This is a genomic window from Rhodococcus sp. PAMC28707 (assembly GCF_004795915.1).
Classification (GTDB): Bacteria; Actinomycetota; Actinomycetes; order Mycobacteriales; family Mycobacteriaceae; genus Rhodococcoides.
In genome coordinates, this window is record NZ_CP039253.1 from 4,347,002 (window position 1) to 4,371,295 (window position 24,294).

General features: G+C 62.4%; 18 protein-coding genes. 8 read left to right on the forward strand and 10 right to left on the reverse strand.

Going from position 1 to position 24,294, the window contains the following annotated elements:
• Positions 1-43 precede the first annotated feature (43 nt).
• Together E5720_RS19800 and E5720_RS19805 are read right to left on the reverse strand one after the other, a co-directional pair.
• Complete coding sequence (locus E5720_RS19800; protein WP_247596063.1) at positions 44-793, reverse strand: hypothetical protein; 750 nt, start codon at positions 791-793, stop codon at positions 44-46.
• Entirely contained in the window at positions 790-1,719 is a 930-nt protein-coding gene (locus tag E5720_RS19805) for a hypothetical protein (RefSeq protein WP_247596064.1), read from the reverse strand. The genes E5720_RS19800 and E5720_RS19805 overlap by 4 nt, the downstream gene beginning before the upstream one ends.
• Positions 1,720-1,947: 228 nt before the next feature.
• Between E5720_RS19805 and lspA the strand changes: the two genes are divergently transcribed.
• The 4 genes from lspA (at position 1,948) to dnaE (ending at position 7,786) form a co-directional block, all read left to right on the forward strand.
• Positions 1,948-2,451, forward strand: coding sequence for a signal peptidase II (gene lspA, locus E5720_RS19810; RefSeq protein ID WP_247596364.1), 504 nt, complete (start codon positions 1,948-1,950; stop codon positions 2,449-2,451).
• The gene (locus tag E5720_RS19815) at positions 2,448-3,374 is read left to right on the forward strand and encodes an RluA family pseudouridine synthase (protein ID WP_136172042.1); all 927 of its coding nucleotides are present in this window, start codon (positions 2,448-2,450) and stop codon (positions 3,372-3,374) included. Before lspA ends, E5720_RS19815 begins: the two co-directional genes overlap by 4 nt.
• On the forward strand, positions 3,371-4,033 hold the full coding sequence (locus E5720_RS19820; RefSeq protein ID WP_136172043.1) for a hypothetical protein: 663 nt from the start codon (positions 3,371-3,373) through the stop codon (positions 4,031-4,033). Before E5720_RS19815 ends, E5720_RS19820 begins: the two co-directional genes overlap by 4 nt.
• Positions 4,034-4,249: 216 nt before the next feature.
• Positions 4,250-7,786 carry a DNA polymerase III subunit alpha gene (dnaE, locus tag E5720_RS19825; RefSeq protein WP_136172044.1) on the forward strand — a complete coding sequence of 1,179 codons (3,537 nt, stop codon included), beginning with the start codon at positions 4,250-4,252 and terminating at the stop codon, positions 7,784-7,786.
• Here the strand turns inward: dnaE and E5720_RS22215 are convergent.
• Positions 7,719-8,003: a hypothetical protein gene (locus E5720_RS22215; RefSeq protein ID WP_136172045.1), complete on the reverse strand. Its 285-nt coding sequence runs from the start codon at positions 8,001-8,003 to the stop codon at positions 7,719-7,721. The two genes, dnaE and E5720_RS22215, sit on opposite strands and share 68 nt — an antisense overlap.
• 161 nt (positions 8,004-8,164) lie before the next feature.
• Between E5720_RS22215 and E5720_RS19835 the strand changes: the two genes are divergently transcribed.
• The 3 genes from E5720_RS19835 to ilvA all read left to right on the forward strand — a co-directional run bounded on the left by E5720_RS19835 (position 8,165) and on the right by ilvA (position 12,321).
• Positions 8,165-8,599, forward strand: coding sequence for a nitroreductase family deazaflavin-dependent oxidoreductase (locus tag E5720_RS19835; RefSeq protein ID WP_136172046.1), 435 nt, complete (start codon positions 8,165-8,167; stop codon positions 8,597-8,599).
• A 176-nt stretch (positions 8,600-8,775) separates the two neighbouring features.
• Positions 8,776-10,836, forward strand: coding sequence for an FAD-dependent oxidoreductase (locus tag E5720_RS19840; RefSeq protein ID WP_136172047.1), 2,061 nt, complete (start codon positions 8,776-8,778; stop codon positions 10,834-10,836).
• A 123-nt stretch (positions 10,837-10,959) separates the two neighbouring features.
• A complete protein-coding gene (ilvA, locus tag E5720_RS19845) occupies positions 10,960-12,321 on the forward strand; it encodes a threonine ammonia-lyase IlvA (RefSeq protein ID WP_136172048.1) in 1,362 nt (453 codons plus the stop codon).
• Here ilvA and E5720_RS19850 read toward each other — a convergent pair.
• Entirely contained in the window at positions 12,309-12,845 is a 537-nt protein-coding gene (locus E5720_RS19850) for a TetR/AcrR family transcriptional regulator (RefSeq protein WP_136172049.1), read from the reverse strand. The two genes, ilvA and E5720_RS19850, sit on opposite strands and share 13 nt — an antisense overlap.
• A gap of 111 nt (positions 12,846-12,956) precedes the next feature.
• On the opposite strand from E5720_RS19850, the gene E5720_RS19855 reads away from it, so the two are divergent.
• Complete coding sequence (locus E5720_RS19855; RefSeq protein ID WP_136172842.1) at positions 12,957-14,477, forward strand: MFS transporter; 1,521 nt, start codon at positions 12,957-12,959, stop codon at positions 14,475-14,477.
• Between the two features lie 23 nt (positions 14,478-14,500).
• Here E5720_RS19855 and treZ read toward each other — a convergent pair whose 3' ends face one another.
• From treZ to msrB, 6 genes are all read right to left on the reverse strand, one after another.
• A complete protein-coding gene (gene treZ, locus E5720_RS19860; protein ID WP_136172843.1) occupies positions 14,501-16,249 on the reverse strand; it encodes a malto-oligosyltrehalose trehalohydrolase in 1,749 nt (582 codons plus the stop codon).
• A 15-nt stretch (positions 16,250-16,264) separates the two neighbouring features.
• On the reverse strand, positions 16,265-18,619 hold the full coding sequence (treY, locus tag E5720_RS19865; protein ID WP_136172050.1) for a malto-oligosyltrehalose synthase: 2,355 nt from the start codon (positions 18,617-18,619) through the stop codon (positions 16,265-16,267).
• A gap of 3 nt (positions 18,620-18,622) precedes the next feature.
• A complete protein-coding gene (glgX, locus tag E5720_RS19870) occupies positions 18,623-20,899 on the reverse strand; it encodes a glycogen debranching protein GlgX (RefSeq protein ID WP_136172051.1) in 2,277 nt (758 codons plus the stop codon).
• 33 nt (positions 20,900-20,932) lie between these two features.
• Positions 20,933-23,059 (reverse strand): acyltransferase family protein, encoded by a 2,127-nt coding sequence (locus tag E5720_RS19875; protein ID WP_136172052.1) that lies wholly within the window; start codon positions 23,057-23,059, stop codon positions 20,933-20,935.
• A 193-nt stretch (positions 23,060-23,252) separates the two neighbouring features.
• Positions 23,253-23,771 (reverse strand): peptide-methionine (S)-S-oxide reductase MsrA, encoded by a 519-nt coding sequence (msrA, locus tag E5720_RS19880; protein WP_136172053.1) that lies wholly within the window; start codon positions 23,769-23,771, stop codon positions 23,253-23,255.
• Positions 23,768-24,247: a peptide-methionine (R)-S-oxide reductase MsrB gene (msrB, locus tag E5720_RS19885; protein WP_136172054.1), complete on the reverse strand. Its 480-nt coding sequence runs from the start codon at positions 24,245-24,247 to the stop codon at positions 23,768-23,770. The genes msrA and msrB overlap by 4 nt, the downstream gene beginning before the upstream one ends.
• Between the last annotated feature and the right edge of the window lie 47 nt (positions 24,248-24,294).

Genomic DNA, 24,294 nt, shown 5'->3' on the forward strand with positions numbered 1-24,294 from the left:
GTCCGGGGTGAGGTGCTCGAAGAGGTAGCGCGCACACGTCGTTCTATACGCCTCGGTCGGCGCCTCTGATCCGATCCACCGCCGTAGCTGCCAACTCGGTCACGACTGCGGGATCGAACGCATCCTGGCCGGTGCCGACAAGTTGCACGACCGTCGAATCGACCACAGCAACGACGACGTCCGAGACCAGTGTGTAACCGCCACTGTCGATAGTCAGACGCACCGAGATCGAAGCGTCGCCGATGGTGTTCTGCTCGCGACCTTCGAGTCGGTAGTCCACGCGCACCCCGTCCGCATCGGTGCCGGAGTACTCGGCGCATTCTGCGAATGTGTTCTGAAGTGCAGTGAAAGCCTCGGCGGCCCCGCGGCCGGGGTAGCTCGCCGCGTCCTCGTCGAGCGAGGAAAAGTTCGGACCCGAGTACCGCACCTCGGCCCCAGCAGACGCACCGGGTAGTTGTTGCTCGATCGGTGCGAGGACGTCGCCGCAGGCTTCCGGATCGGTACCCGATCGGTCCGGTGCGTCGTACTCGGGAGCCGGATCCATGCCGAGATCGCGGACCGGGTCTGGAATCGGCGCAAACCCGTCGGGGAGTAGATCCATGGTGAGCATCGCGGACTGTAGCGCCGCAGAATCGGTGATCGGCGATCCCGACAAGGGATCGGGTGCGGCGACAACCGGGCCGAGAGCGACCTTCGGTGCGTCATCGGGCGCGGTATCGGACCCACCGCACGCGGCGGCCGACAACGCCGTCGCGACGGCCAGAGCAGTGAGCAGCAGTGGACGCGAGCTCATGGGGTGGTCCATCGAACGGTGTCGCTGATGTCCTGACGCAGCACGGTGGATCCTTCGGGGTCGCTGTACTGCTGTTTGCCACCGACGGTGACCTCGCCCGACAACGGAAGTGGTTTGCCGGCGTCGACCTCGAGGGTTCCCGTTCCCGTCATGGTGTAGGAATCGATGGCCAGCGCACCCGCGTCGTCGGGCAGTTCCAGCGTGGTCGACTCGGGCGTCTGGTCTATCCGCAGGTCGATGGTCAGGCGGTCGCCGTCCCGTGATCTCAGCGTTGCAGTCGTCACCTGGTTGAGCGTCACTCCGCTGATGACCTGCTGTTCTACGGTCCACACCGCGCCGACGCCGATCTCGGCGTCCGGATAAGAGACCGACCTGTACACGGCCTGGTTCAGCGCCTGTTCGATGGCCGCACGTGCTGAATCCTGTGTCTCGTCCGACGGAGTGATCGTCAGCGCGGTGATCGCCCCGGTATCGGTCATGGTCAAAGAGGCAGCCGAACCTTCCGCTGGCGCCAACGCGTCGGTGAGTCGTTGGTCTGCTGATGTCGCCTTGCCGACGCGAAGGTTCACCGTGTCGGAGGAGTCCATGTCCGTCGCGGTCAACGGCAGGGTGAGCTCGGGGGTGGAGAAGTCCTGCACTGCCTGATCGTCGATCTGCTGAGTCACTGCCGAACGGGTGGACAGCTGAACCGTCTGATCGCCGCTGCGCACAGAGGTCACGGTCGATCGTGGTTCCGCACCCGGGTCCAACAGAGTTGTCGTCACCGGGGTGACGGGTAGCGAGACGCCGGAGGTAGGGGACGGGCTCGTCGCGGTCACCGACGTGTCCTCCCCAGAGGAGGTGCATGCCGTTATGAGAGCGGCGATTGCGGCGACGGCGGCAAGGCCGCGTAGACGTCGTAAGGAGGTTTCGGAAGTCGAGATCACGGCACCCAGATTACGGACACGGCTCCCGCGAGAGTGGTCGCCACCGGTCCGGATGTGTGCTGCGAGGTCCTGATGCGACATGATGGGGGTGTGAGTGAAGACCGCCCGACCGATCCGACCAGCCCCGACAGTACTACCGAGACGCCCGAAGCCGCGCACGAAGGCGCGCATATTCCTGCGGAATCCACGAAGTCGGACGGCGTGCCAGACAAGCCGTTGCGTACCCGGATGCTCGTTGTGATCGCGGTGGTCGTGCTCGCGTTCGACCTCGCAACCAAGATCGCCGTCGTCCAGTGGATTTCGCCGGGCAGACCGGTCGAGATTTTCGGCGACGTCGTCACCTTGCGACTGGTGCGTAACCCCGGCGCCGCGTTCTCCATGGCAACCGGTATGACCTGGTTGCTCACCATCGTGGCGGTGTGCGTCGTGATCGGCGTGATTCGGATCGGTCGTACGTTGCGTTCGCCCTGGTGGGCCCTCGGCCTCGGTCTCGTTCTCGGTGGTGCGCTCGGAAACCTCATCGATCGTTTCTTTCGTTCCCCAGGGCCGTTGCAAGGGCATGTAGTCGATTTCGTGTCGGTGGGGTGGTGGCCGGTGTTCAATGTCGCCGACTCCTCGATCGTGTGCGGCGCAATTCTTCTGGTCGTGTTGAGCCTGTTCGGGCTCGAACCGAACGGTCGACGTACCGAGTCGAAGAAGAACGCCACAGCGACGAAGGCAGTGGAGCAATGAGAGAATCGCGTTCGATGCCGGTTCCCGACGGACTCGACGGCATGCGTGTCGACGCGGGCGTCTCTCGGCTGCTCGGCTTCTCCAGGACCGTGGTGGCGACGCTTGCGGAAGAGGGCTCGGTGGTTGTCGACGGTGCCAAGGTCGGTAAATCCGACCGCCTGTCGGCAGGCACGTGGCTCGAGATCGAACTGCCTGAGCCCGCCCGTGAGTTGACGGTCGTGGCGCAGCCGGTCCCGGGAATGGCCATTCTCTACGCCGACGACGATATCGTCGCGGTGGACAAGCCGGTTGGGGTGGCTGCGCACGCGAGCGTCGGCTGGACCGGACCTACCGTGATCGGTGGACTGGCTGCTGCCGGGTATCGAATCTCGACGTCCGGGTCGCACGAGCGTCAGGGCATCGTGCATCGTCTCGACGTCGGTACCTCGGGTGTGATGATGGTTGCTACGTCGGAGCGCGCTTACACAGTTCTCAAGCGCGCGTTCAAGGAGCGCACCATCTCCAAGCGGTATCACGCTCTGGTGCAAGGACATCCGGACCCGAGCAGCGGTACGATCGATGCTCCGATCGGGCGCCACGGCAGCAACGATTGGAAGTTCGCTGTACGTGCCGACGGTAAAGCCAGTGTGACGCACTACGACACGATCGAGGCTTTTCAGGCTGCGAGCTTGTTGGACGTGCACCTCGAGACCGGTCGCACTCATCAGATCCGGGTGCACTTCTCGGCGCTCCGGCATCCTTGCTGTGGCGACCTGACGTACGGTGCGGACCCGAAACTCGCAGCACGGCTCGGGCTCGAGCGTCAGTGGCTGCACGCCAAGTCGTTGGGGTTCACGCACCCATCCGACGGCCGATGGGTCGAGATCGAAAGCGAGTATCCCGCCGATCTTCAGCACGCGCTGGAGGTATTGCGCAAGGCATGAGACGGTTCGGCGGGGCACTCGAGGCGGGTGTATTGGTGGCAGTGGTGGTGGGACTGCTCTGGTTGGTCGGGGCGATGAACCCGCTTCCGCGACCCGGGGTCAACACCGATCGACTCGGGCCGGACAACGGCGAGATGGTGTCGGATTACCTCGACATGGCGCGTGGGACATTGCGCGATGTCGACGACGGCAATCCGCGTTGGGCTCTCGTTTCTTTCGACTCGACTCTCTCTCCGGAGCGGCTGGTTGCAGTTGCCGACGGCGCACGGATTGCGCGGGTACTTCTGCGAGTGCCGATGGACCGCGTGCAGAGTCAGGTGATCGACATCGGTGTGGCGGGAAGCGAGCAATCCGTGCTGGAGGCCGAAAGCGTAGCGGCGTCGCGTCTCGGCATGAGCGCCGGACAGTGGGACCGTCAATCTCGGATCGACGCCGCATCGGCCGCGCGGCTCGGCTCCGGCTGCGACTGTGTCGTCGGCGCCGTGCTCCGTGCCACTCCGTCGGCGTTGCTTTCCATCGAGAACACCGAGGGAGTGCGAGCCGTCGAAGCGCTGCCTGCCGACGCGATTGCCGGGCGCTTCGCGGTGCGAGTGCTGCTTCCTGAATTCGTTTCCGTCGTGGGCCCCCTTCCCGACGACGGGCCCGTACCCCCGCCATGATGATGGCGATTTCCGTCGCTTTCGTCACACCTGTCTCGAGAGCGGCAGGACACGGTCATCGTTCCTCAGGACACACCGACAGCATAGAAAATCTTCTCGGTTCGAACGCTTAGAGTGGGTGGGCTTCGGTATAAATTTTTCCCGCTGGCGCGATTGGCACTGCCCGAGACTTTCCACCGAGATTCACACATAGTTCGACCTTCAGGAGACATGTTCGTGGCTGACTCGTTCGTTCATCTGCACAACCACACCGAGTACTCGATGCTCGACGGGGCCGCGAAGATCGCGCCGATGTTCGCCGAGGCCGGACGCTTGGGGATGACCGCGGTTGGGATGACCGACCACGGCAACATGTACGGCGCGAGCGAGTTCTACAACGAGGCCAAGAAGGCGGGCATCAAGCCGATCATCGGCATCGAGGCGTATGTCGCGCCCGAGTCGAGATTCAACAAGAAGCGTGTGCTCTGGGGCGACCGGAGTCAGAAGTCCGACGACGTGTCCGGCAGTGGCGCGTACACCCACATGACGATGGTCGCCGAGAATGCCACCGGTCTGCGCAACCTGTTCAAGTTGTCCTCGCTGGCATCCATCGAGGGCCAATTGGGCAAGTGGGCACGGATGGATGAAGAGCTCATCGCCACACATGCAGAAGGCATCATCGCCACCACCGGGTGCCCGTCGGGTGAGGTTCAGACGCGACTTCGGCTCGGTCAGGATCGCGAGGCGATGGAGGCTGCCGCCAAGTGGCAGGAAATCTGGGGCCCGGAGAACTTCTTTGTCGAGTTGATGGACCACGGGTTGTCGATCGAGCGCCGAGTCCGCGAAGGTCTGCTCGAGATCAGCAAGAAGCTGTCGATCCCGCCCCTCGCCACGAACGACTGCCATTACGTCACGAAAGACGCAGCGGTCAATCACGAGGCGCTGCTGTGCATTCAGACGGGCAAGACTCTCAGCGATCCCACCCGCTTCAAATTCGACGGCGACGGCTACTACCTCAAGTCGGCAGCAGAAATGCGCGAACTATGGGACGACCAGGTTCCTGGCGCCTGCGACAGCACGCTTGCCATCGCCGAGCGCGTCCAGCCTTACGACGACGTCTGGGCGCACCGTGACCGTATGCCGATCTTCCCCGTTCCCGAAGGACACACCCAGGGAACGTGGCTTCGCCACGAGGTCATGACCGGGCTCGATCGCCGTTTCCCCGACGGTCCGACCGAGGAATACCTCGCCCGGGCCGAGTACGAGATTGGCGTCATCCTCGAAATGGGGTTCCCGGCCTACTTCCTCGTCGTCGGAGACCTCATCAACCACGCAAAGGCCGTCGGCATCCGAGTAGGCCCCGGCCGTGGCTCGGCTGCAGGCTCTCTCGTGGCGTACTCGATGGGTATCACCAATATCGATCCGCTTCCGCACGGACTGTTGTTCGAGCGGTTCCTGAACCCCGAGCGCGTGTCGATGCCCGATATCGATATCGACTTCGATGATCGCCGACGCGGTGAGATGGTCCGCTACGCAACCGAGAAGTGGGGCAGCGATCGCGTCGCTCAGGTCATCACCTTCGGAACCATCAAGACGAAGGCCGCGATCAAGGATGCTGCGCGTGTTCAGTTCGGGCAGCCGGGGTTCGGTATCGCCGATCAGATCACCAAGGCGCTTCCACCTCCCATCATGGCCAAGGACATCTCCGTTGCCGGGATCACCGATCCGGCGCACGAGCGGTACAAGGAAGCCACCGAAGTCCGTGCGCTCATCGATTCCAATCCTGACGTGGCGACGATCTACAAAACGGCCAAGGGCCTCGAAGGGCTGATCCGTAACGCCGGCGTGCACGCCTGCGCGGTGATCATGTCCTCCGAGCCGCTCACCGACGCGATCCCGGTCTGGAAGCGCGCCCAGGACGGCGCGATCATCACCGGCTGGGACTACCCGTCGTGTGAGGCGATCGGCCTGCTCAAGATGGACTTCCTCGGCCTGCGAAACCTCACCGTCATCGGTGATGCAATCGAGAACATCAAGGCCAACAGAGGTATCGACATCGATCTCGATGCGTTGCCGCTCGATGATCCGGCGACGTTCGAATTGCTTTCGCGCGGTGACACTCTCGGTGTGTTCCAGCTCGACGGCAGTGCAATGCGAGACCTGCTCCGACGCATGCAGCCCACCGGATTCGAGGACATCGTCGCAGTTCTTGCGTTGTACCGCCCGGGCCCGATGGGGATGAACTCGCACAACGATTACGCAGATCGTAAGAATGCTCGACAAGAGGTCAAGCCCATCCACGCCGAACTGGAAGAACCACTCAAGGTGATTCTCGGCGAGACCTACGGACTGGTCGTGTACCAGGAGCAGATCATGCAGTTGGCGCAGAAGGTGGCCGGGTACTCGCTCGGCCAGGCCGACCTGCTGCGTCGGGCGATGGGTAAGAAGAAGCTTTCGGAGCTGGAGAAGGCGTATGCCGGTTTCCGACAAGGCATGCTGGACAACAGTTTTTCCGAGGCAGCTATCAAGGCGCTGTGGGATACGGTTCTGCCGTTCGCCGGATACGCGTTCAACAAGTCGCACTCCGCCGGTTACGGTCTGGTGTCCTACTGGACGGCGTATCTGAAGGCGAACTACCCCGCCGAATACATGGCAGGGCTTCTTACCAGTGTCGGCGACGACAAGGACAAGGCAGCGCTGTATCTGGCCGACTGCCGCAAGCTCGGTATCACCGTGTTGCCCCCGGACGTCAACGAATCCGAACTCAACTTCGCCTCCGTCGGCACGGACATTCGTTTCGGTCTCGGCGCGGTGCGTAACGTCGGCACCAACGTCGTGGCCTCCATTCTTCGTGCGAGGTCGGAGAAGTCGAAGTACACCGATTTCTCCGACTATCTCCAGAAGATCGATGCGGTTGCATGTAGCAAGAAGGTCACCGAGTCGCTCATCAAGGCGGGCGCCTTCGATTCACTGGACCACCCTCGAAAAGGGTTGATGCTCATTCACGCCGACGCCATCGATGCGGTGATGGGCACCAAGAAGGCCGAGGCGATCGGGCAGTTCGACCTCTTCGGCGGCGAGGACGCCGACGAGTCGATCTCGGCGGTGTTCAACGTGCGTGTTCCGGACGAGGAGTGGGACTCGAAGCATCGGCTGGCACTCGAACGAGAAATGCTCGGTCTGTACGTGTCCGGTCACCCACTGTTGGGGGTCGAGCACATGTTGAATGCGCAGTCGGATACCAACATTCCGGCGATTCTCGAAGGCGATGTCAAGGACGGCACCCAGGTCACCATCGGCGGAATTCTTGCCTCGGTCAACCGGCGCGTCAACAAGAACGGCCTTACCTGGGCATCGGCGCAATTGGAAGACCTCGTCGGCGGCATCGAGGTGCTGTTCTTCCCGCAGGCGTATTCGGTCTTCGGCGCAGATGTGACCGAAGACTCCGTGGTACTGGTCAAGGGGCGAGTATCGGTGCGTGACGATCGGATTTCACTGATCGCCAACGATCTCGCGGTACCTGACCTCTCGGCTGTCGGAGTCGCGAAGCCATTGGCCGTCAGCCTCCCGACCCGTCAGTGCACGGCCGACAAAGTCGGTGCACTGAAGAAGATATTGATGTCCCATCCGGGTACTTCGGATGTGCATCTGCGTCTGGTGAGCGGAGACAAGGTGACCGCAATGAAGCTCGACGACAGTCTGCGGGTTACCCCGACGTCGGCGTTGATGGGTGACTTGAAGGCACTGTTCGGTCCTGGCTGCTTGGCAGGCTGACCGCTTCCGCGAGCCTCAGGGACCACCAGGCGAGGACCGTCGCGCATGCGCTGACGAGCACGGCTAACTGCAGGGAAGTAGTCAGTGCTAGTGCGCCGAGGAACACCAGAACGCCTACGGCGAGAGCTTCGAGCTTGTACACCGGCCACGATGTGCCGGCGATATCCACGGTGTGCAAGCGCGTACACGTACCGGCTGTCGTCTCGACGTGTGTCATCTCGTTGCTCCGATCGGAGGTATCGCATCCTTGTTCAGGTTATACGTACCCAAGGTTTCGGGCTACCGAACTTCGGTGTCGGGCATTGCGGATCATCGTGCAACCGGGAAGAAAGTCGGCACTGGTGGCATGGCGGCCCGAGTAGGTGTTGACTTGACACCATGCCGTTGACAGGGGAATACGAACCGAGCACCTCCGACTGGGCCCGTAAGCAGGCCGAACTTCTCGAGGAATCGGGGGGCACGCAAGGGGCATCCATGAACGGAATGCCGGTGGTTCTGCTGACCACCAAGGGGAACAAGACGGGCAAGCTCCGTAAGACACCGTTGATGAGGGTCGAGCACGACGGTGAGTATGCCGTCGTTGCGTCATTGGGTGGAGCTCCGAAGCATCCGGTGTGGTACTACAACGTGGTGGCAGATCCGAATGTCGAATTGCAGGACGGTACGGACAAGGCCGACTACGTGGCGCGGGAAGTCACCGGCGAGGACAAAGCAGTGTGGTGGGAGCGCGCTGTTGCGGCGTATCCCGACTATGCGGATTACCAGAAGAAGACGGACCGCGAGATACCGGTCTTCGTTTTGAGCAAGACCTGAGCGGTGTCTGCGGTGGACTCGCTCCGACCGCGGCTGCCACTGTCTCGAGGGTCGAACCGTAGCAGGTCTCGTTCATCGAGAGTACGTCGTTCTCACGGTGCGAGACGACGTATCGTCTATTTGTGAACCGCAACCAAACTTTCCCGCACCTGCTCGCCTCCGGGACCATCGGCCCTATGACCGTTCCGAATCGCGTCGTTCTGCCCGCAATGGACATGAACCTCAGCCACGACGGTGAAATCGAAAAGGGTGACATCGACCACTTCGTTGCTCGCTCGGCCGGTGGCACAGGGCTGATCATCACCGGTTGCTGCGCTGTTGCCTACCCGGTGGGATGCACCAGCCGCAAGGAGCCGGGGCTCTCGGAAGACCGGTTCATCCCCGGAATCAAGGCGCTGGCCGACGCGGTGCACGCCACTGGCAGCAAGCTGTGCGTGCAGATGACACACCACGGCAAGGTGGCGCGCATCGACACCCTCGACGGCAGACCGCAGCTGGTGCCGTCCATGCCGAAGCCGCCGAGTGACATGAGTGCGATGATCGATTGCACACCCGAAGAACTGGGCAAGATGGGTGCCATCAACGAGGGCAAGAAGGCGACCTACCACGAAGCCTCCAAGGAAGATCTGGATTGGCTGGTCCGCATGTTCGCCGAGGCTGCTGGACGGGTGAAGGCCGCGGGCGGCGACGCCGTCGAGATTCACTGTGCCCACAACTACGTCCTCGGCGCCTTCCTGAGTCGGTACACGAATCAGCGCAGCGACGAGTACGGCGGTTCCATGGAGAATCGGGCCCGCCTGACTTGTGAAGTTATTCGGGCGGTCAACGCGGAGGTCGGTGATTCGCTTGCCGTCATCGTGCGTCTTGCCGGTCAAGAGTACGGCGAAACCGACGGGCTGACCGTCGACGAAGCCGTTGCGGCCGCAAAGATGTTCGAGGAGGCCGGCGCTGACGCCATCCACGTCACCGGTACCGCACTGAACGCTTTTGCGAACTTCACCGACGGCCCCCTGCCCGACAAGGTCGGCTTTTACACCGATAATGCAACGCGAATCAAGCAGGCGATATCGATCCCCGTGATTACCGTCGGACGTATGCTCCCCGACGTCAGCGAGAAGATGATCGCGGAGGGGCGCACGGACTTCGCAGCGATGGGTCGCCAGCTGCTCGCTGATCCGGACTTGGTGAACAAGCTCGAGGCCGGAACGCCGGAGCGCGTCCGTCCCTGCATCAATTGTTATGTGTGCGTTCAGGAAAACTTCTGGGACGAGACTCCGCTTTGTGCGGTGAACCCCGCCTTGGGTAATGAAACACTGCTTCCGCTCGTGCGTACCGCTACTCCGAAGCACGTTGTCGTTGTCGGGGCAGGCCCCGGTGGGCTCGAGGTTGCTCGCGTGGCCAGCGAGCGCGGACACCGAGTTACGGTGCTGGACAAGTCCGATCGTCTCGGCGGCACACTCTGGTTCTCCAGCCTCACGACGCCGGACAATGGGCGTCTGCTGAAGTGGCTGAAAGTCGAGGTCGAGCGTTTGGGTGTCGACATCCGGTTGAATACCGAGGCCACCGTCGCTTCGATCAAGGCGTTGGATGCGGATGTGGTCGTGGTTGCCACCGGCGCAGTTCGTGATCGGCCCAGCGTTCCGGGCGGCGACTTGCCGCACGTGCACACCGGTGACACGTTGCGCGCCTTGATGACCGGTGCCGGTGACACCTCACAGGTGCCACCTTTCCTTCGGATCATGGCCAAGCTGGGCAAGCTCTCCGGCATCACCAAGAGCCCCGCTGCAATCCGCACCGTGACACGCAAGTTCCTGCCGATGGGCAAGAACGTCGTAGTGGTCGGTGGCTCGCTCGTGGGGCTCGAGCTCGCGGAGTTCTTGGCCGAGCGTGGACGGAATGTGACGTTGCTCGAAGAAGGGCAGCAGCTCGGCGTGCCGATGGCGATGCCGCGTCGCTGGACTGCGGTTCGCCATGCGAAGGAGCACGGTGTGGTGATCCACCGCAACGCGACGGTGGAGCGAATCACCAAGGACCACGTCGAGTTCCGAGTCGGTGACGAGACGTTGACCGCCCCGGCCGCCATGGTTGTCGTCGCTTCGGGTGTTTCGGCGCAGGCACCGCTCGCCGAAGCGCTGGCGGGTGTAGTTGCCGATGTGCAGGTTGTGGGTGACGCTGTCTCGGTCGATTACATCGAGGGTGCAATTCATACGGCCTGGAAGGTCGCCACGGCTCTGTAAGCCACAGGCTGAGCCACGTGCTGCGGCCGACTCCGGGTGATCGGGGTCGGCCGCAGCAGGTCTTCGGTGGCGCAATGCACGCCCGGTTCGAATCGGGAACTGTGCTGGTGGCAGCATGGACGAGTGTCCAACTCGCCTGATGTAGTCGTGTCCAACAGCCACACGTTCGCAGTTACTGCGGACGATATCGACACGGCTGCGCGACGAATTTCGAGCGTGGTGTCCGCGACGCCGCTGCAATACTGCGAACGACTCTCTGCTGTTACCGGTGCACAGGTCTATCTCAAGCGTGAGGACCTGCAGATCGTTCGCTCGTACAAGATTCGTGGTGCCTACAATCTGATGGCGCAGCTGACCCCCGAGGAGTTGGCGGTCGGGGTAGTGACTGCCAGCGCCGGGAACCATGCGCAGGGTGTGGCATTCGCGTGTCGTTCGATGCAGGTGCACGGCCGGATCTATGTTCCTGCCAACACTCCCAAACAGAAGCGTGACCGCATCCGCGTCCATGGTGGTGAGTTCGTCGAACTGATCGTCACCGGGGACACGTTCGATGCTGCCAGTGCTTCTGCCGCGGCCGATGTCGCGCGAACAGGCGCGACGATGGTTCCACCCTTCGACGATGCGCGGACAGTAGCAGGGCAGGGAACAATCGCAGCCGAGATCATCGAGCAGCTCGGTGCTGCTCCGGACACCGTCGTCATGCCAGTGGGTGGTGGTGGCTGTATCGCAGGCATCTCGACTTACCTGCGCGAGCGCTCCCCGGCGTCCGCATTGGTCGGGGTCGAGCCCTCCGGAGCCGCATCGATGACCGCCGCACTCGTCGCAGGTGGGCCGGTGACGCTGGCGGAGATCGATCCCTTCGTCGACGGAGCCGCAGTCCGTCGGATCGGTGACGTACCGTACGCGGCTCTGCAGAACCTGGGCGCCGAGGTTGTCTCACATGCGTCGTTGCCGCTCATGGCTATGCCTGCTTTTCGGCCGGGAACCCTCGACTCCGGTCCGTTTCTCGTCACTCAGATCGACGAGGGGGCCATCTGCACGGCCATGCTCGATCTCTACCAGAACGAGGGTGTGATTGCCGAGCCGGCCGGCGCATTGAGTGTTGCTGCGCTGCATCAGATTTCGGTCGCGCCCGGCAGTACTGTGGTGTGCCTGATCTCGGGTGGCAACAATGATGTGTCGCGATACGGCGAGATACTCGAACGTTCCCTCGTGCACCTCGGACTCAAGCACTACTTTCTCGTCGACTTTCCACAGGAACCAGGCGCACTTCGTCGTTTTCTCGACGACGTTCTCGGCCCGGACGACGACATCACCCTGTTCGAGTACGTGAAGCGAAACAACCGTGAGACCGGCGCGGCGTTGGTCGGCATTCAACTCGGGATGGCCGCAGGACTCAGTTCGCTTCTCGAACGTATGCGCTCGTCTCATCTGCAGGTCGAGCAGTTGGAGCCCGGAACACCTGCATATCGCTATTTGACGTGATCGGATCCGAGTAACCGTTCCACGACCTGCTGGTGCAGTGCCGGGTCCACCGGCGGCAGATTCAGTAGCGCGCCCAGGTAGATGCCGTCGCCGACGAGTCGCACGATCTCGGCGTGCACTGGGTCGTCGATCTCGGACTGGAGGCTCTCGTCCCAGAGTCGCATCATGTCGATGACGGCTTGTTGTATCTCTCCAGGCTTGCCGTCGACGCTACGCAGTACGGCGAGTGTCGAACGGTAGAGGGCCGTCTCTTTGTCGGAGATCGTTCCCGGTGGTTGCAGATACCAGTGCGCGACGGTGGATCCTCCGAGTTCGGCTTCGGCTCGTTGCGTGTCCGAACGTTCGCCGAGTCTGCGCACCATGGCGGCGATCATCGCGTCTTTGGTATTGAAGTGGTAGAGCAATCCGCCCTTCGAGACCCCGGCCGATGCGGCGACACTCTCGAGTGTCACTTTCGTCGACCCCTCGTCGAGAAGCAGCGTCTCGAGGGCATCGAGTATTCGATCACGTGTGTCGGACGACATACAGGTCACTGTACCGACTGGACGGTGCACTGCTACTCTGGGTAACTGTACCGTCTGGACGGTCCAGTAGAAGATTGTCGAACCGAGGAGAAGGTCGTGAACGAGTCGAGCATGCCCAGCATGCAATCCACCCCTGACCGACGGGCCAGAGCACAGGACTGGCTCGGGCTGGTGGTGCTCGCGTTCGCGGTGCTCCTGATCGCAGTCGACGGCACCGTGCTCGACCTTGCGCTGCCGTTCATCAGCGCCGACCTTGCACCGACCAGTAATCAGCTGCTGTGGATCATCGACGTCTACTCGTTCGTGTTGGCCGGTCTGCTCATCACGATGGGCACTCTCGGCGATCGGATCGGCCGTCGTCGGCTGTTGCTCATCGGTGCCGCTGGATTCGGCATCGCATCGATCATCGCTGCATTTTCCGTCAGCCCCGAGATGCTCATCGCAGCGCGGGTACTTCAGGGTGTATCCGGTGCGACATTGATGCCCGCGACTCTAGGCCTCATTCGGACGATCTTCACCGACTCGCGTCAACGGATCATGGCGATCGGGGTGTGGGGCGCTATGGCGGGCGGCGGTGCTGCCGCTGGTCCGCTCGTGGGTGGGTGGCTTCTGGAACACTTCTGGTGGGGATCAGTGTTCCTCATCAACATTCCGGTCATGCTGGTGCTGATTGCGCTGGGGCCGCTGGTGATCCCAGAATCGAAGGATCCGAACCCGGGCAAATTCGACCTCGTGAGCTCGGCGTTGTCTCTGGCTGCCCTCGTACCCTTGGTTTTTGCAATCAAGGAGACCGCGACCCATGGTTTCGATACGGTCAACGCCGTCGCTGCAGCCATCGGTATTGCGGCAGGTATCGCGTTCGTGAGGCGTCAACGCACCCTGGAATCGCCCATGATCGACCTTCGACTCTTCGCGAAGCCGGCATTCTCGACGGCGGTGTTCACCAACTTTCTTTCGGTGTTCGCACTTGCCGGAGTTCTGTTCTTCGGTGCTCAATATCTACAGCTCGTCTTGGGCAACAGCCCGCTCCAGGCCGGTCTGCTGCTACTTCCGGGCACAGTCTCGAGCATCGTGACCTCGTTGATCGCGGCCTACCTGGTGCGCATCTGGTCACCGGGAACGGTGCTCGGAACCGGCTTGGCTGTCGCTGCAGTAGGCGCGGCTCTGCTGATAGGACTTCGTGCCGACGGTGGACCTGGACTGTTCATCGCCGGATTCGTCCTGGTCGGTGCCGGCGCAGGTGCAGCGCTTACCCTCACCTCGGACCTGGTCGTGAGCGCGGTCGAACCCGAGCGTGCGGGTGCCGCGTCCGCAGTATCGGAGACAGCGTACGAACTCGGCATCGCGCTCGGCGTCGCCATTCTCGGAACGGTCGTCATGTCGTACTTCCGTCGAGGCCTCGACGTGTCCGGGCTCGATCCGGTGCAGGCGTTGTCCGCCCAGGAGACGCTCGGTGGATCTGTTGCCGTCGCCCGCACGCTTCCTTCCCGAGCCGCTGAACTTCTGTCCGAATCCGCTGACGCGGCATTCGTCAGCGGCATGCACGCCGCGGCGGTGGCTACCTCTGTTGTCATGGCTGCCACTTCGATTGCGGTATTCGTGCGGCTGCGAGGCAACACAACGCATGCGTGACGGGTCGGCTCAGCTGTAGTTCGCTACTTCGTAGCTGCAGGCGCGTTGGCTACGAGAATGGTGAACGAATGGCCGGGGATGGTTGTGGCCGAACCTGTTTCGTCCGAGGTCGGCGGACTCCAGGACAGGAGAGGGGTGCCGCCGACCGGGACCGTCACCTCGTGCGGTGCGAGGTTGCAGGCCAGCCGAAGCGATCCGCGGTGCAGTACGATCCAGCGCTCGTCCTCGTCGTAGTCGACGGAAAAGTTCTCGAGCCAGGGATCGGTCAACTCTGGGTGTTCACGCCGCAACGACAGCAGATCGCGGTACATCCGGAGTAGCTGCGCGTGTTCGCCGGTGCCGAGTTCGGACCAGTCCAGTGTCGATCGCTGGAATGTCTCCGGGTCCTGAGGGTCGGGAATGTCTGCGCTGTCCCAACCGTGCTCGGCGAACTCCGCTTTACGGCCCTCGGCAGTAGCCTTACCCAACTCGGGCTCGGGGTGTGAAGTGAAGAATTGGAACGGCGTCGACGCGCCCCACTCTTCGCCCATGAACAACATCGGTGTGTAGGGGGAGGCCAACACCAGTGCGGCCTTGACTGCCAACTGGCCGGGTTCGAGATAGACGCCCGGTCGATCACCGATTGCACGGTTGCCGATCTGATCATGTGTCGTGGTGTAGGTCACGAACGAACTCGCCGGAATTCGGCGGGTGTCGATGGGACGGCCGTGCGTCCGGCCTCGGAAGCTCGAGTACGTTCCCGCATGAAAGAACCCATGGCGGAGGGTAGTCGCCAACGTCTGCAGTGAACCGAAATCTCCGTAGTAGCCCTGCCTTTCACCGGAAACCGCAGCATGGATGGCATGGTGTATGTCATCGTCCCACTGCGCATCCAGGCCATAACCGCCGCCGGACCGCGCAGTGATGAGGCTCGGGTCGTTGAGGTCGCTCTCGGCGATCAGAGTCAGTGGGCGTCCGAGATGAGCCGACAGTCGACGAGTGTCCACTACCAATTCTTCGAGCAGGTGGACGGCAGTGTGGTCGACGATGGCATGGACTGCATCGAGGCGGAGACCGTCGATGTGGAATTCGGAGAACCATCGAAGCGCGTTCTCGATTGCGTAGCGCCGCACCGGCCCCGAGTCGGTCTCGGCGTAGTTGATCGCCTGGCCCCACGAATTGGATCCCTGAGCGAGATACGGTCCGAATCGGTCGAGGTAGTTGCCGGATGGGCCGAAATGGTTGTAGACCACGTCGAGTACCACGCCGAGTCCGAGTCGGTGGCAGGCATCGACGAAGCGCTGCAACCCTTCCGGCCCACCGTACGGCTCGTGAACGGTGTACCAGAGCACACCGTCGTAACCCCAGTTGTGGGTGCCGTTGAATCCGTTGACCGGCATCACCTCGACGAAGGTGACACCGAGGTCGACGAGGTGGTCGAGTTTGGCAACGGCCGCGTCGAATGTGCCTTCGGGAGTGAAGGTTCCGATGTGCAACTCGTACAGTGCGCCACCGGGCAGTTGACGGCCGGTCCATGTCGAATCGGTCCACTTCGACTCGTCCACACTGTGCAACTGCGAAGGTGCGTGCACCCCGTCCGGTTGACGCGGCGAACGGGGATCCGGAATCACGGTGTCGTCCTCGTCGAGAAGGAATCCGTATCGGCTGTCCGGCTGAGCTTCCTTTTCGGTGAACCACCAACCGTCGGACCGGCGCTCCATGTCGTGGACGTCGCCGTCCAGATGCAGTCGAACCTTCTCGGGGGTCGGTGCCCACACTTGGAAACGGTGGATCATGGGTGCAGCTCCTCAGTTCTCGCGTACCAGCAATGCCACGGGCAGCGAAGCGAAGAGCACCTCCGCTGAAATCTCGCCCGTGAACACGGAATCGGTCAGACGATCGCGCCACTGTCCGTCGGGGAGTACCACCGCTGTCGATCCCCAACCCTGTGATGCGAGTGTCAGCGAATGCCGGGTGGCAAGCGCGATCACATCGGGTTCGGCGAGTACCGATCCGCGGGCGAATCCGAGAACGTGCGTTGCAGCGGATCCGACGGCGTAGACGGGCGCGTAAGTTCCGCCGACGAAACTGTCGGGCCGCTCACGCCGGAGTCGGAGGGCGGTGCGGACGATATGAAATTTCGCCGTTCCGCTGCCGTCGACGACGGGTATTGCGGTGTCCGCGAGATGTTCACGTCGCACCGAGTAGTCGACCGGACGCCGATTGTCCGGGTCGACGAGCGAATCATCCCATAGTTCGGTGCCCTGGTAGACGTCGGGCACACCGGGCCCGACCAGGTGCAGAAGCTTCTGTCCGAGTGCGTCGTTGCGGCCGTGAGGATCGAGCCGCGAGACCAGCATGCTGACCGATTCAGCGATCGACCCCGCAGTGATGGAGTCGAGCCAATCGTGGACCGAGGATTCGAATGTCGTTTCGACGTCGTTCCATCCGGTGCGGAGACCGGCTTCGCGGACGGCCTTTTCGGCATAGGCGTGAAGCCGCGCTCGAAATTCTTCGGTGATCGTGCCGTCAGCGGGCCACACGCCGAATGCGTTCTGCCACAAGAACAGTCCGGTTGCCCCGTCCGGGCTCGGCGCGAGCAGTTCCCAGTCCGTCAGACATCGCGCCCAGAGTTCGGGCGTCTGCGAAAGCACACCGATACGGGCGCGAACATCCTCTCCACGCTTGGTGTCGTGTGTGGACAGCGTCGTCATCGCGGCGGGCCACCGTACTGCTCGATCTGCGGATGCGAGATGGAACTGCGCTGGGCTGATTCCGAATTCGGCGGGATCGCCGCCGACTTCCTGCAGTGAGATGAGCCGGGTCGCGCGATAGAACAGGCAATCCTCGACGCCCTTGGCCGTCACGGCCCCGCATACCTGCTCGAACCGAGCGGCTGATTCGGTGCCACTGATCAGCGAGGTGGTCACCGCATCGAGGCCTGCTTCGAGGGCCGGGTCGTTCGCGCGGACCTCGCCGACCACTCGTGCGACGGTGCCGGCGAGAGGGCCGTAATCAGATCTGTAGTAGGGCATCCGAGCCACCAATGCGACCACCGCAGCGCTGATGTCCTCGTGAGAGATGGCCGTCGAAGACTCGCGCGCGATCGCACGGCTCAGGCGAGAAACCTCGGGCGCCAGATCGCCCTGTGCAACAGCGACTTTCAAGGACCGCTCGGTCTCATGAAGCCATCTCGCATCATTGACTACCCCCGTGTAGACCCGCGACAGCTCGCCGAGGGCCCCAGCACCGTCCGGGTCGATGAACACGCCGCCGAGATCGGCTAGAGCGTCGTATCCGGTGGTTCCGTCGACCGGAAGAGATTCGTCCAGGGGTTCGCCGCGCGCGAGAATCTTTTCCACTACCAGCCAACGGTCCGGCCCGATCACCTCGCGAAGTTCGGTCAGGTAGCCGGCTGGATCGGCGAGGCCATCCGGATGATCGACTCGCAACCCGTCGACGAGCCCGTCCGACATCCAGCTGCTCACCTGCTGGTGGGAGGCGGTGAAGACGTCGTAGTCCTCCTGGCGAAGTCCGGCAAGGCCGTTGACCGAGAAGAATCGTCGGTAGCCGACCAGGCCCGCCTTCCAGCTGACCAAACGGTAGGCCTGACGGGCGTGTACTTCCTCCGCGTCACCGTCCTCGGTTCCCTCTGCGATGGGAAACCTGTGGTCGTAGTACGCGAGCAGAGGCTTCTCACCGGAGACGTCGATCGCCAGTTCCCTTGTGTCCTCTGCGGATCCGAGTACCGGGAGAGCGATCTTTCCATCGGTGCCGTTGTCGCTGCGCCAGTCGATGTCGAACCAGTCGGCGTAGTCGGATTCTCTGCCGCGAGAGAGAACATCCCACCACCAGGCATTCTGCCGTGGGTCCTCGACACCGACGTGATTGGGCACGATGTCGACCACGACGCCCATTCCTCGTGAGTGAAGCTCGGCCACAAGCGCCTCGAATGCTGCCCGACCACCGAGAGCGGACGAGATGGTCTGCGGATCCACGACGTCGTACCCGTGCGTCGACCCTTCGGTAGCGCTCAGGATCGGAGAAAGATACGCGTGGGTGACGCCGAGATCGTCGAGATAGTCGACGAGGTCTCGGGCGTCGTCGAGAGTGAATCCATCCCCGCGCAGTTGAAGTCGATACGTGCTGGACGGGATCGGCATAGGTCAGTCCGTCTTTCGTAGAACGAGGAGCGACCGGGCGGCCACCTTGACCGGTGTACCCGCTTCGATGACGTTCTCACTCACACCGGTCGGCGTGGCAGTGTCGAGTGCGACGGTCCATTCCTTCGCGTAGTTCCCATCGGGTGTGACGAACTCGATGGTCTCGTGATGTGCGTTGAAACACATCAGGAACGAGTCGTCGACCACTCGTTCGCCTCGCTGATTCGGTTCAGGGATGCCCTCACCGTTCAGGAACACCGTCAGGCTCTTGCCGAATCCGCTGTCCCAGTCCTCCGGCGTCATCTCCTCGCCCGAAGGCGTCAGCCAAGCGATGTCACGTGCCTGTTCACCACTACGAATCGGTCGACCCTCGAAGAATCGACGACGGCGAAACACCGGATGGTCGTTACGCAGCGCAATGGCGTTGCGGGTGAACTCGATGAGATCGGCATTGGTCTCGGCGAGCGACCAGTCCATCCACGCCAACTCCGAGTCCTGGCAGTAGACATTGTTGTTGCCCTGCTGCGTTCGGCCGAGTTCGTCACCGTGCGCAATCATCGGCGTGCCCTGGCTGAGCAACAGCGTGGCCATGATGTTGCGGACCTGGCGACTGCGGAGTTCGAGAACCTCGGGGTCGTCGGTAGGGCCCTCGACGCCGCAGTTCCACGAACGGTTGTGACTCTCACCGTCGTTGTTGCCTTCGCCGTTGGCCTCGTTGTGTTTGTCGTTGTAAGAAACGAGGTCGTTGAGCGTGAAGCCGTCGTGCGCGATGACGAAGTTGATGCTCGCCCCGGGGCGGCGTCCTGTCGCTTCGTACAGGTCCGAGGATCCGGTCAGTCGGGATGCGAACTCACCGAGGGTGGCGGGCTCGCCTCGCCAGTAGTCGCGCACGGTGTCGCGGTACTTGCCGTTCCACTCGGTCCACAAGCCCGGGAAGTTTCCGACCTGATATCCGCCTTCGCCGATATCCCACGGCTCGGCGATCAGTTTGACCTGACTGACGACCGGATCCTGTTGCACCAGATCGAAGAAGGCGCTCAGACGGTCCACGTCGTGGAGTTCACGAGCCAGCGTCGATGCGAGGTCGAATCGGAAGCCGTCGACGTGCATCTCGGTGACCCAGTAGCGCAGCGAATCCATGATGAGCTGCAGGGTGTGGGGATGCCGGGCGTTGAGGCTGTTACCGGTGCCGGTGTAGTCCATGTAGTGCTGTTCGTCGCCGTCGACCAAACGGTAGTAGGCGGCGTTGTCGATGCCGCGAAAGCTGATGGTCGGGCCCATGTGGTTGCCCTCGGCGGTGTGGTTGTAGACCACGTCGAGAATAACTTCGATGCCGGCAGCATGGAACGCCCGAACCATCGCCTTGAACTCCGTCACCGCGCCACCGGCGGTGGGATTGGACGAGTAGTCGGCGTGCGGGGCAAGGAATCCGAAGGTGTTGTAGCCCCAGTAGTTTCGTAGACCTTGATCGAGCAGGGTCTGGTCCTGCATGAATTGGTGGACCGGCATCAATTCGATCGCGGTGATCCCGAGGTTCAGCAGGTGGTCGATGATCGCCGGGTGCGCCAGCCCCGCGTAGGTTCCGCGGAGTGCCTCGGGAATGTCGGGATGTGCCACCGTCATACCCTTGACGTGGGCTTCGTAGATGACTGTCTCGTGGTACGGCCGCTTGGGTGCTCTGTCGGACTGCCAGTCGAAGAACGGGTTGATCACCACGCTCGTCATGGTGTGGCCCAGCGAGTCGTACTGCGGGAAGTCCTCGCTCGATGATTCGTCGTGCGCGATCGGGTCTTCTTCGACTACTTCACCGTCTGGGTCGGCGAGATCGGTCTCGTCTTCGAAGACTGTGCCGACGCTCTGTGCAGCAGATTCCGCGGGAGTTTCCGCTTCGGGTTCGGGTGCGTCGAGGCTGTAGGAAAACAGGGAGCGGTCACCATCGAAGTCGCCTTCGAAGGCTTTCCCGTACGGGTCGAGGAGTAGTTTGCTCGGATCGCACCGGTGCCCGTTGCTCGGATCCCACGGTCCATGAACGCGGAATCCATACTTCTGCCCGGGTACCACCGAGGGCAGATACCCGTGCCAGACGTAGCCGTCGGACTCCTCGAAACGGACTCGAGTTTCGGTGCCGTCGTCGGCGATAAGGCATAGATCGACAGCGTCGGCGACCTCGGAGAAGAGTGCGAAGTTGGTACCCGCCCCGTCGTAGGTTGCACCCAGTGGATAGGCGGAGCCCGGCCAGACTGCGATCTCGAGTGTTTCGGTGGGAGCGTCCTCAGGCATGGGCCAACCTTACTGTGGCCCGGTGTAACCGGCTCACCACCAACCGGTGGCCGCCGCAATCTGCCGACTCAACTCGGTCGTCAGAGTGCGAACGTACGTTGCGGTGAGGTGATGCTCGTCGCGATAGACGAGGACATTGCCCTGGATCACTCGGCATACCGGACCGTCGCACAATGCGTTGGAAAGATCGAGCAGATGTACGGATGGGTACTGAAACGACGCCGCCAGCGCCGGGTCGAGCGGGGACAAAGCGTTCTGGCGAGGCACTCCGCATGACGTCGCAGTGCCACCTTCGGCCAAACAATCGGCCGCTCGGTACGCAACGCCGTCGCGAGCGAGCCATGGATTGTCGCGGACGCCGAGAACCGGAACTCCGTGATCGGCCAACTGGGCCCACACCTGTACGTAAGAATCCGGGGTGACGTCGCCGGGACCGTCGGGGCGTGGGCGCGTCGAGTTGGTGAAGACGTAGTCGGGTTTGCTTCGCTCGATCTCGCCGAGAACGGAGTCGGACCAGTCGAGACAACCGGGGTATTCGCTGTCGCCGAGCATCGGCATGCTTCCGACGGTGAGTGGACAGCCCATCTTCAGATAGGTGACTACTCGGAAACCTTTCTCGCGTCCCAGTTGATCGAGGGCGGTGATCCAATGTTCGGCGTGCGAACCTCCCGCCAGGGCTATCGTCCGTTCGGAATCCTTGTTCCCGTACTCGCAGCTGATGACATCACGGGTATCGAAGTCCGCTATGCATCCCTCGATCGTCGTGATGGGGAGGTCTGCGGGAGCAGAGAACAACGCGGGTATCACTTCGGCGTCCTCTGCGAGTGCGCCGTCGGTGAGGACTAGTGCGCCCGGATGCGTCGATGCATCGACGATGGAGCCGGCTTGCAGGTCAGTGACGGAGCGGTCGATGTAATAGTTCCATCCGACAGAACCACAGACGACGACCGCGGCCGTCGCTGTTGCCACGACGGTGATCAACACCTTGGGAATCGACATGTTCGGCGCTTGCAAGGGCTTCTCGACCAACCGAACTGTTGCCGTTGCGAGAAGTACCGACAAGCCGACGACGAAGAAACCCAGAGTCGGGCCGGCGGACGGCTCGCCGGTCCAGAACAGTGCGAAGATCAGGATCGGCCAATGCCACAGGTACAGGGGGAAGGCAATCGAGCCCAGCCACACTCCGAACCGTGTGCTCATCAGCCGCGCGACGGGGGTCGCCGGGCCGGCGAGAATCAGCGCGACGGTCGCCGAAACGGGCAGCAGCGCCCACGGGCCGGGAAACTCCCGGACGCCGTCGAGAACGAACCCGCACAAGGCGATGGCCGTCAGTCCGGCGAAGGCGAGCAGCGTGCTTGCCGACCTGCCGACCCACGACTGCCCGTCCCGCCAACGGTGTGCCGGGCGGTCGCGGGCTTGTCGGGCCGCGAACAATGCTGCGATTGCCGCTCCGATCAAGATTTCCCACAAGCGTGCTCCGGTGTCGTAGTAGTTCCACGACTGCATTTCGCTGGTGCCATCGGCGGCGTAAACGAAGGACAGAAGCGCGGCACCTGCGAACAAGACGAGGTAGAGACCGGCAGGGGGGCTCATCGGCTGCCCACCCTTGGAACGTCGGACGATCCAAGCGAGTCCGAAGACGACGGCGATCGCGAGCAGATAGAACTGGAACTGCACGGCTACGGACCAAAGATGTTGAACCGGGCTGACATTCTGGTCGGCCGCCAGATAGTCCTGTGCCGTCCATGCAAGTTCCCAGTTCGTGTAGAAGAACACTGCAGACACCAGCTGATCGCCTACGTCGGCCCATCGAGTGCGGGGCAGAAGAGTCAGGGTGGCAAGTGCAACTGCAGCCAGAACCATCATCAGTGGGGGTCCGAGCCTGCGCAGAATTCGCCGCACCCGAATGAGCGGATCGATACTTCCGCCGGACTGCGCGGTGCGAATGAGTGAGGCGGTGAAGAAGAATCCGCTCAACGTCAGGAAGACGTCGACGCCGCCGGAGACCCGTCCCATCCAGATGTGGAAGACGACGACGAGGGCGATAGCGATCCCACGGAGCCCGTTGAGATCGACTCGTACGGCGGAGGTCGAGTTCGGGCGCGGTGGGGCAGTCGCCTCGTTCCCGTCGCCGGCGAGAATTTGGGGCTGGACATGCATGGGAAGTTCAATGCTCCGACTTTTCGGCGGTACTCGGTCGTCGATCGTTGATGAGGCTTGCAGGCGCCCACGATACTGGTGCACCCCACCAGACGAGCAATCAGCGGATCGTCACCGGGATTTCGAGTAACGCGTCGAACGTGCAGTGGCCCCGAGCTCGAGCTCGGGGCCACTGCACGGGAAGTTGTGCTCGTCAGCTGGTGGTGGCTTCACGGTGTGGAAGTTTCCAGCCGGGACGAACGAAGTGACACGTGTAGCCACTCGGGTAGTTCTGCAGGTAGTCCTGGTGCTCGGGCTCTGCCTCCCAGAACGGACCGGCCGGCTCCACTTCGGTGACGACCTTTCCCGGCCACAGACCCGACGCATCTACATCGGCGATCGTGTCGAGGGCGACACGCTTCTGCTCCTCGGTCGTGTAATAAATAGCCGAGCGGTAACTGACACCGACGTCGTTGCCCTGACGGTTCTTCGTGGAAGGGTCGTGGATCTGAAAGAAGAACTCCAGGATGTCGCGGTAGGAGATCTGCTCCGGATCGAAGACGATTTCCACGGATTCGGCGTGGGTTCCGTGATTGCGGTAGGTCGCGTTGGCGACATCACCCCCGGAGTATCCGACGCGAGTCGAGGAAACGCCTGGCCGATGCCGGATCAGTTCTTGTGCTCCCCAGAAGCAGCCTCCGGCGAGGATGGCGGTCTCGGTAGTTGTAGTCACTTCTGCGCTCCTTCGTCTGAACTATCTTCGTTGCTGTCGAACTGTGCGCGATAGTCACCGTAACCCTCGGCCTCGAGGCGATCGAGGGGGATGAACCGTAGCGCTGCCGAGTTCATGCAGTACCGCAAGCCGCCGTCGACCTTCGGGCCATCTTTGAAGAGGTGTCCCAGGTGAGAGTCGCCGGTCGCGGACCGAATTTCGGTGCGCACCATCAGGTGGCTGAAATCCCGCTTCGTAACCACATTCTGCGGCTCGACGGGCCTGGTGAAGCTGGGCCACCCGGAGTGAGATTCGAATTTGTCCGCCGAAGAGAACAACGGCTCGCCCGTTACGACATCCACGTACAGACCGTCCTCGTGGTTATCCCAGTATTCGTTGTCGAAAGCTCGCTCGGTGCCGTTCTTCTGAGTGACTCGGAACTGCTCGGGAGTCAACCGATCGAGTGACTGCTCGTCCTTGCTGTAAGAGTGCGACATCTTTCTCGTCCTTCCTTGCGGTTCTCTTCGCTGGAGAACCCCGTTGG

Excerpts from the sequence above, each read along its gene's own strand:
- E5720_RS19800 (WP_247596063.1), bottom strand. The coding sequence starts at position 793 with ATGAGCTCGCGTCCACTGCTGCTCACTGCTCTGGCCGTCGCGACGGCG.
- lspA (WP_247596364.1), top strand. The coding sequence starts at position 1,948 with ATGCTCGTTGTGATCGCGGTGGTCGTGCTCGCGTTCGACCTCGCAACC.
- E5720_RS19815 (WP_136172042.1), top strand. The coding sequence starts at position 2,448 with ATGAGAGAATCGCGTTCGATGCCGGTTCCCGACGGACTCGACGGCATG.
- E5720_RS19820 (WP_136172043.1), top strand. The coding sequence starts at position 3,371 with ATGAGACGGTTCGGCGGGGCACTCGAGGCGGGTGTATTGGTGGCAGTG.
- E5720_RS22215 (WP_136172045.1), bottom strand. The coding sequence starts at position 8,003 with ATGACACACGTCGAGACGACAGCCGGTACGTGTACGCGCTTGCACACC.
- E5720_RS19835 (WP_136172046.1), top strand. The coding sequence starts at position 8,165 with ATGCCGTTGACAGGGGAATACGAACCGAGCACCTCCGACTGGGCCCGT.
- E5720_RS19840 (WP_136172047.1), top strand. The coding sequence starts at position 8,776 with ATGACCGTTCCGAATCGCGTCGTTCTGCCCGCAATGGACATGAACCTC.
- E5720_RS19850 (WP_136172049.1), bottom strand. The coding sequence starts at position 12,845 with ATGTCGTCCGACACACGTGATCGAATACTCGATGCCCTCGAGACGCTG.
- E5720_RS19855 (WP_136172842.1), top strand. The coding sequence starts at position 12,957 with ATGCCCAGCATGCAATCCACCCCTGACCGACGGGCCAGAGCACAGGAC.
- treY (WP_136172050.1), bottom strand. The coding sequence starts at position 18,619 with ATGCCGATCCCGTCCAGCACGTATCGACTTCAACTGCGCGGGGATGGA.
- glgX (WP_136172051.1), bottom strand. The coding sequence starts at position 20,899 with ATGCCTGAGGACGCTCCCACCGAAACACTCGAGATCGCAGTCTGGCCG.
- E5720_RS19875 (WP_136172052.1), bottom strand. The coding sequence starts at position 23,059 with ATGCATGTCCAGCCCCAAATTCTCGCCGGCGACGGGAACGAGGCGACT.
- msrB (WP_136172054.1), bottom strand. The coding sequence starts at position 24,247 with ATGTCGCACTCTTACAGCAAGGACGAGCAGTCACTCGATCGGTTGACT.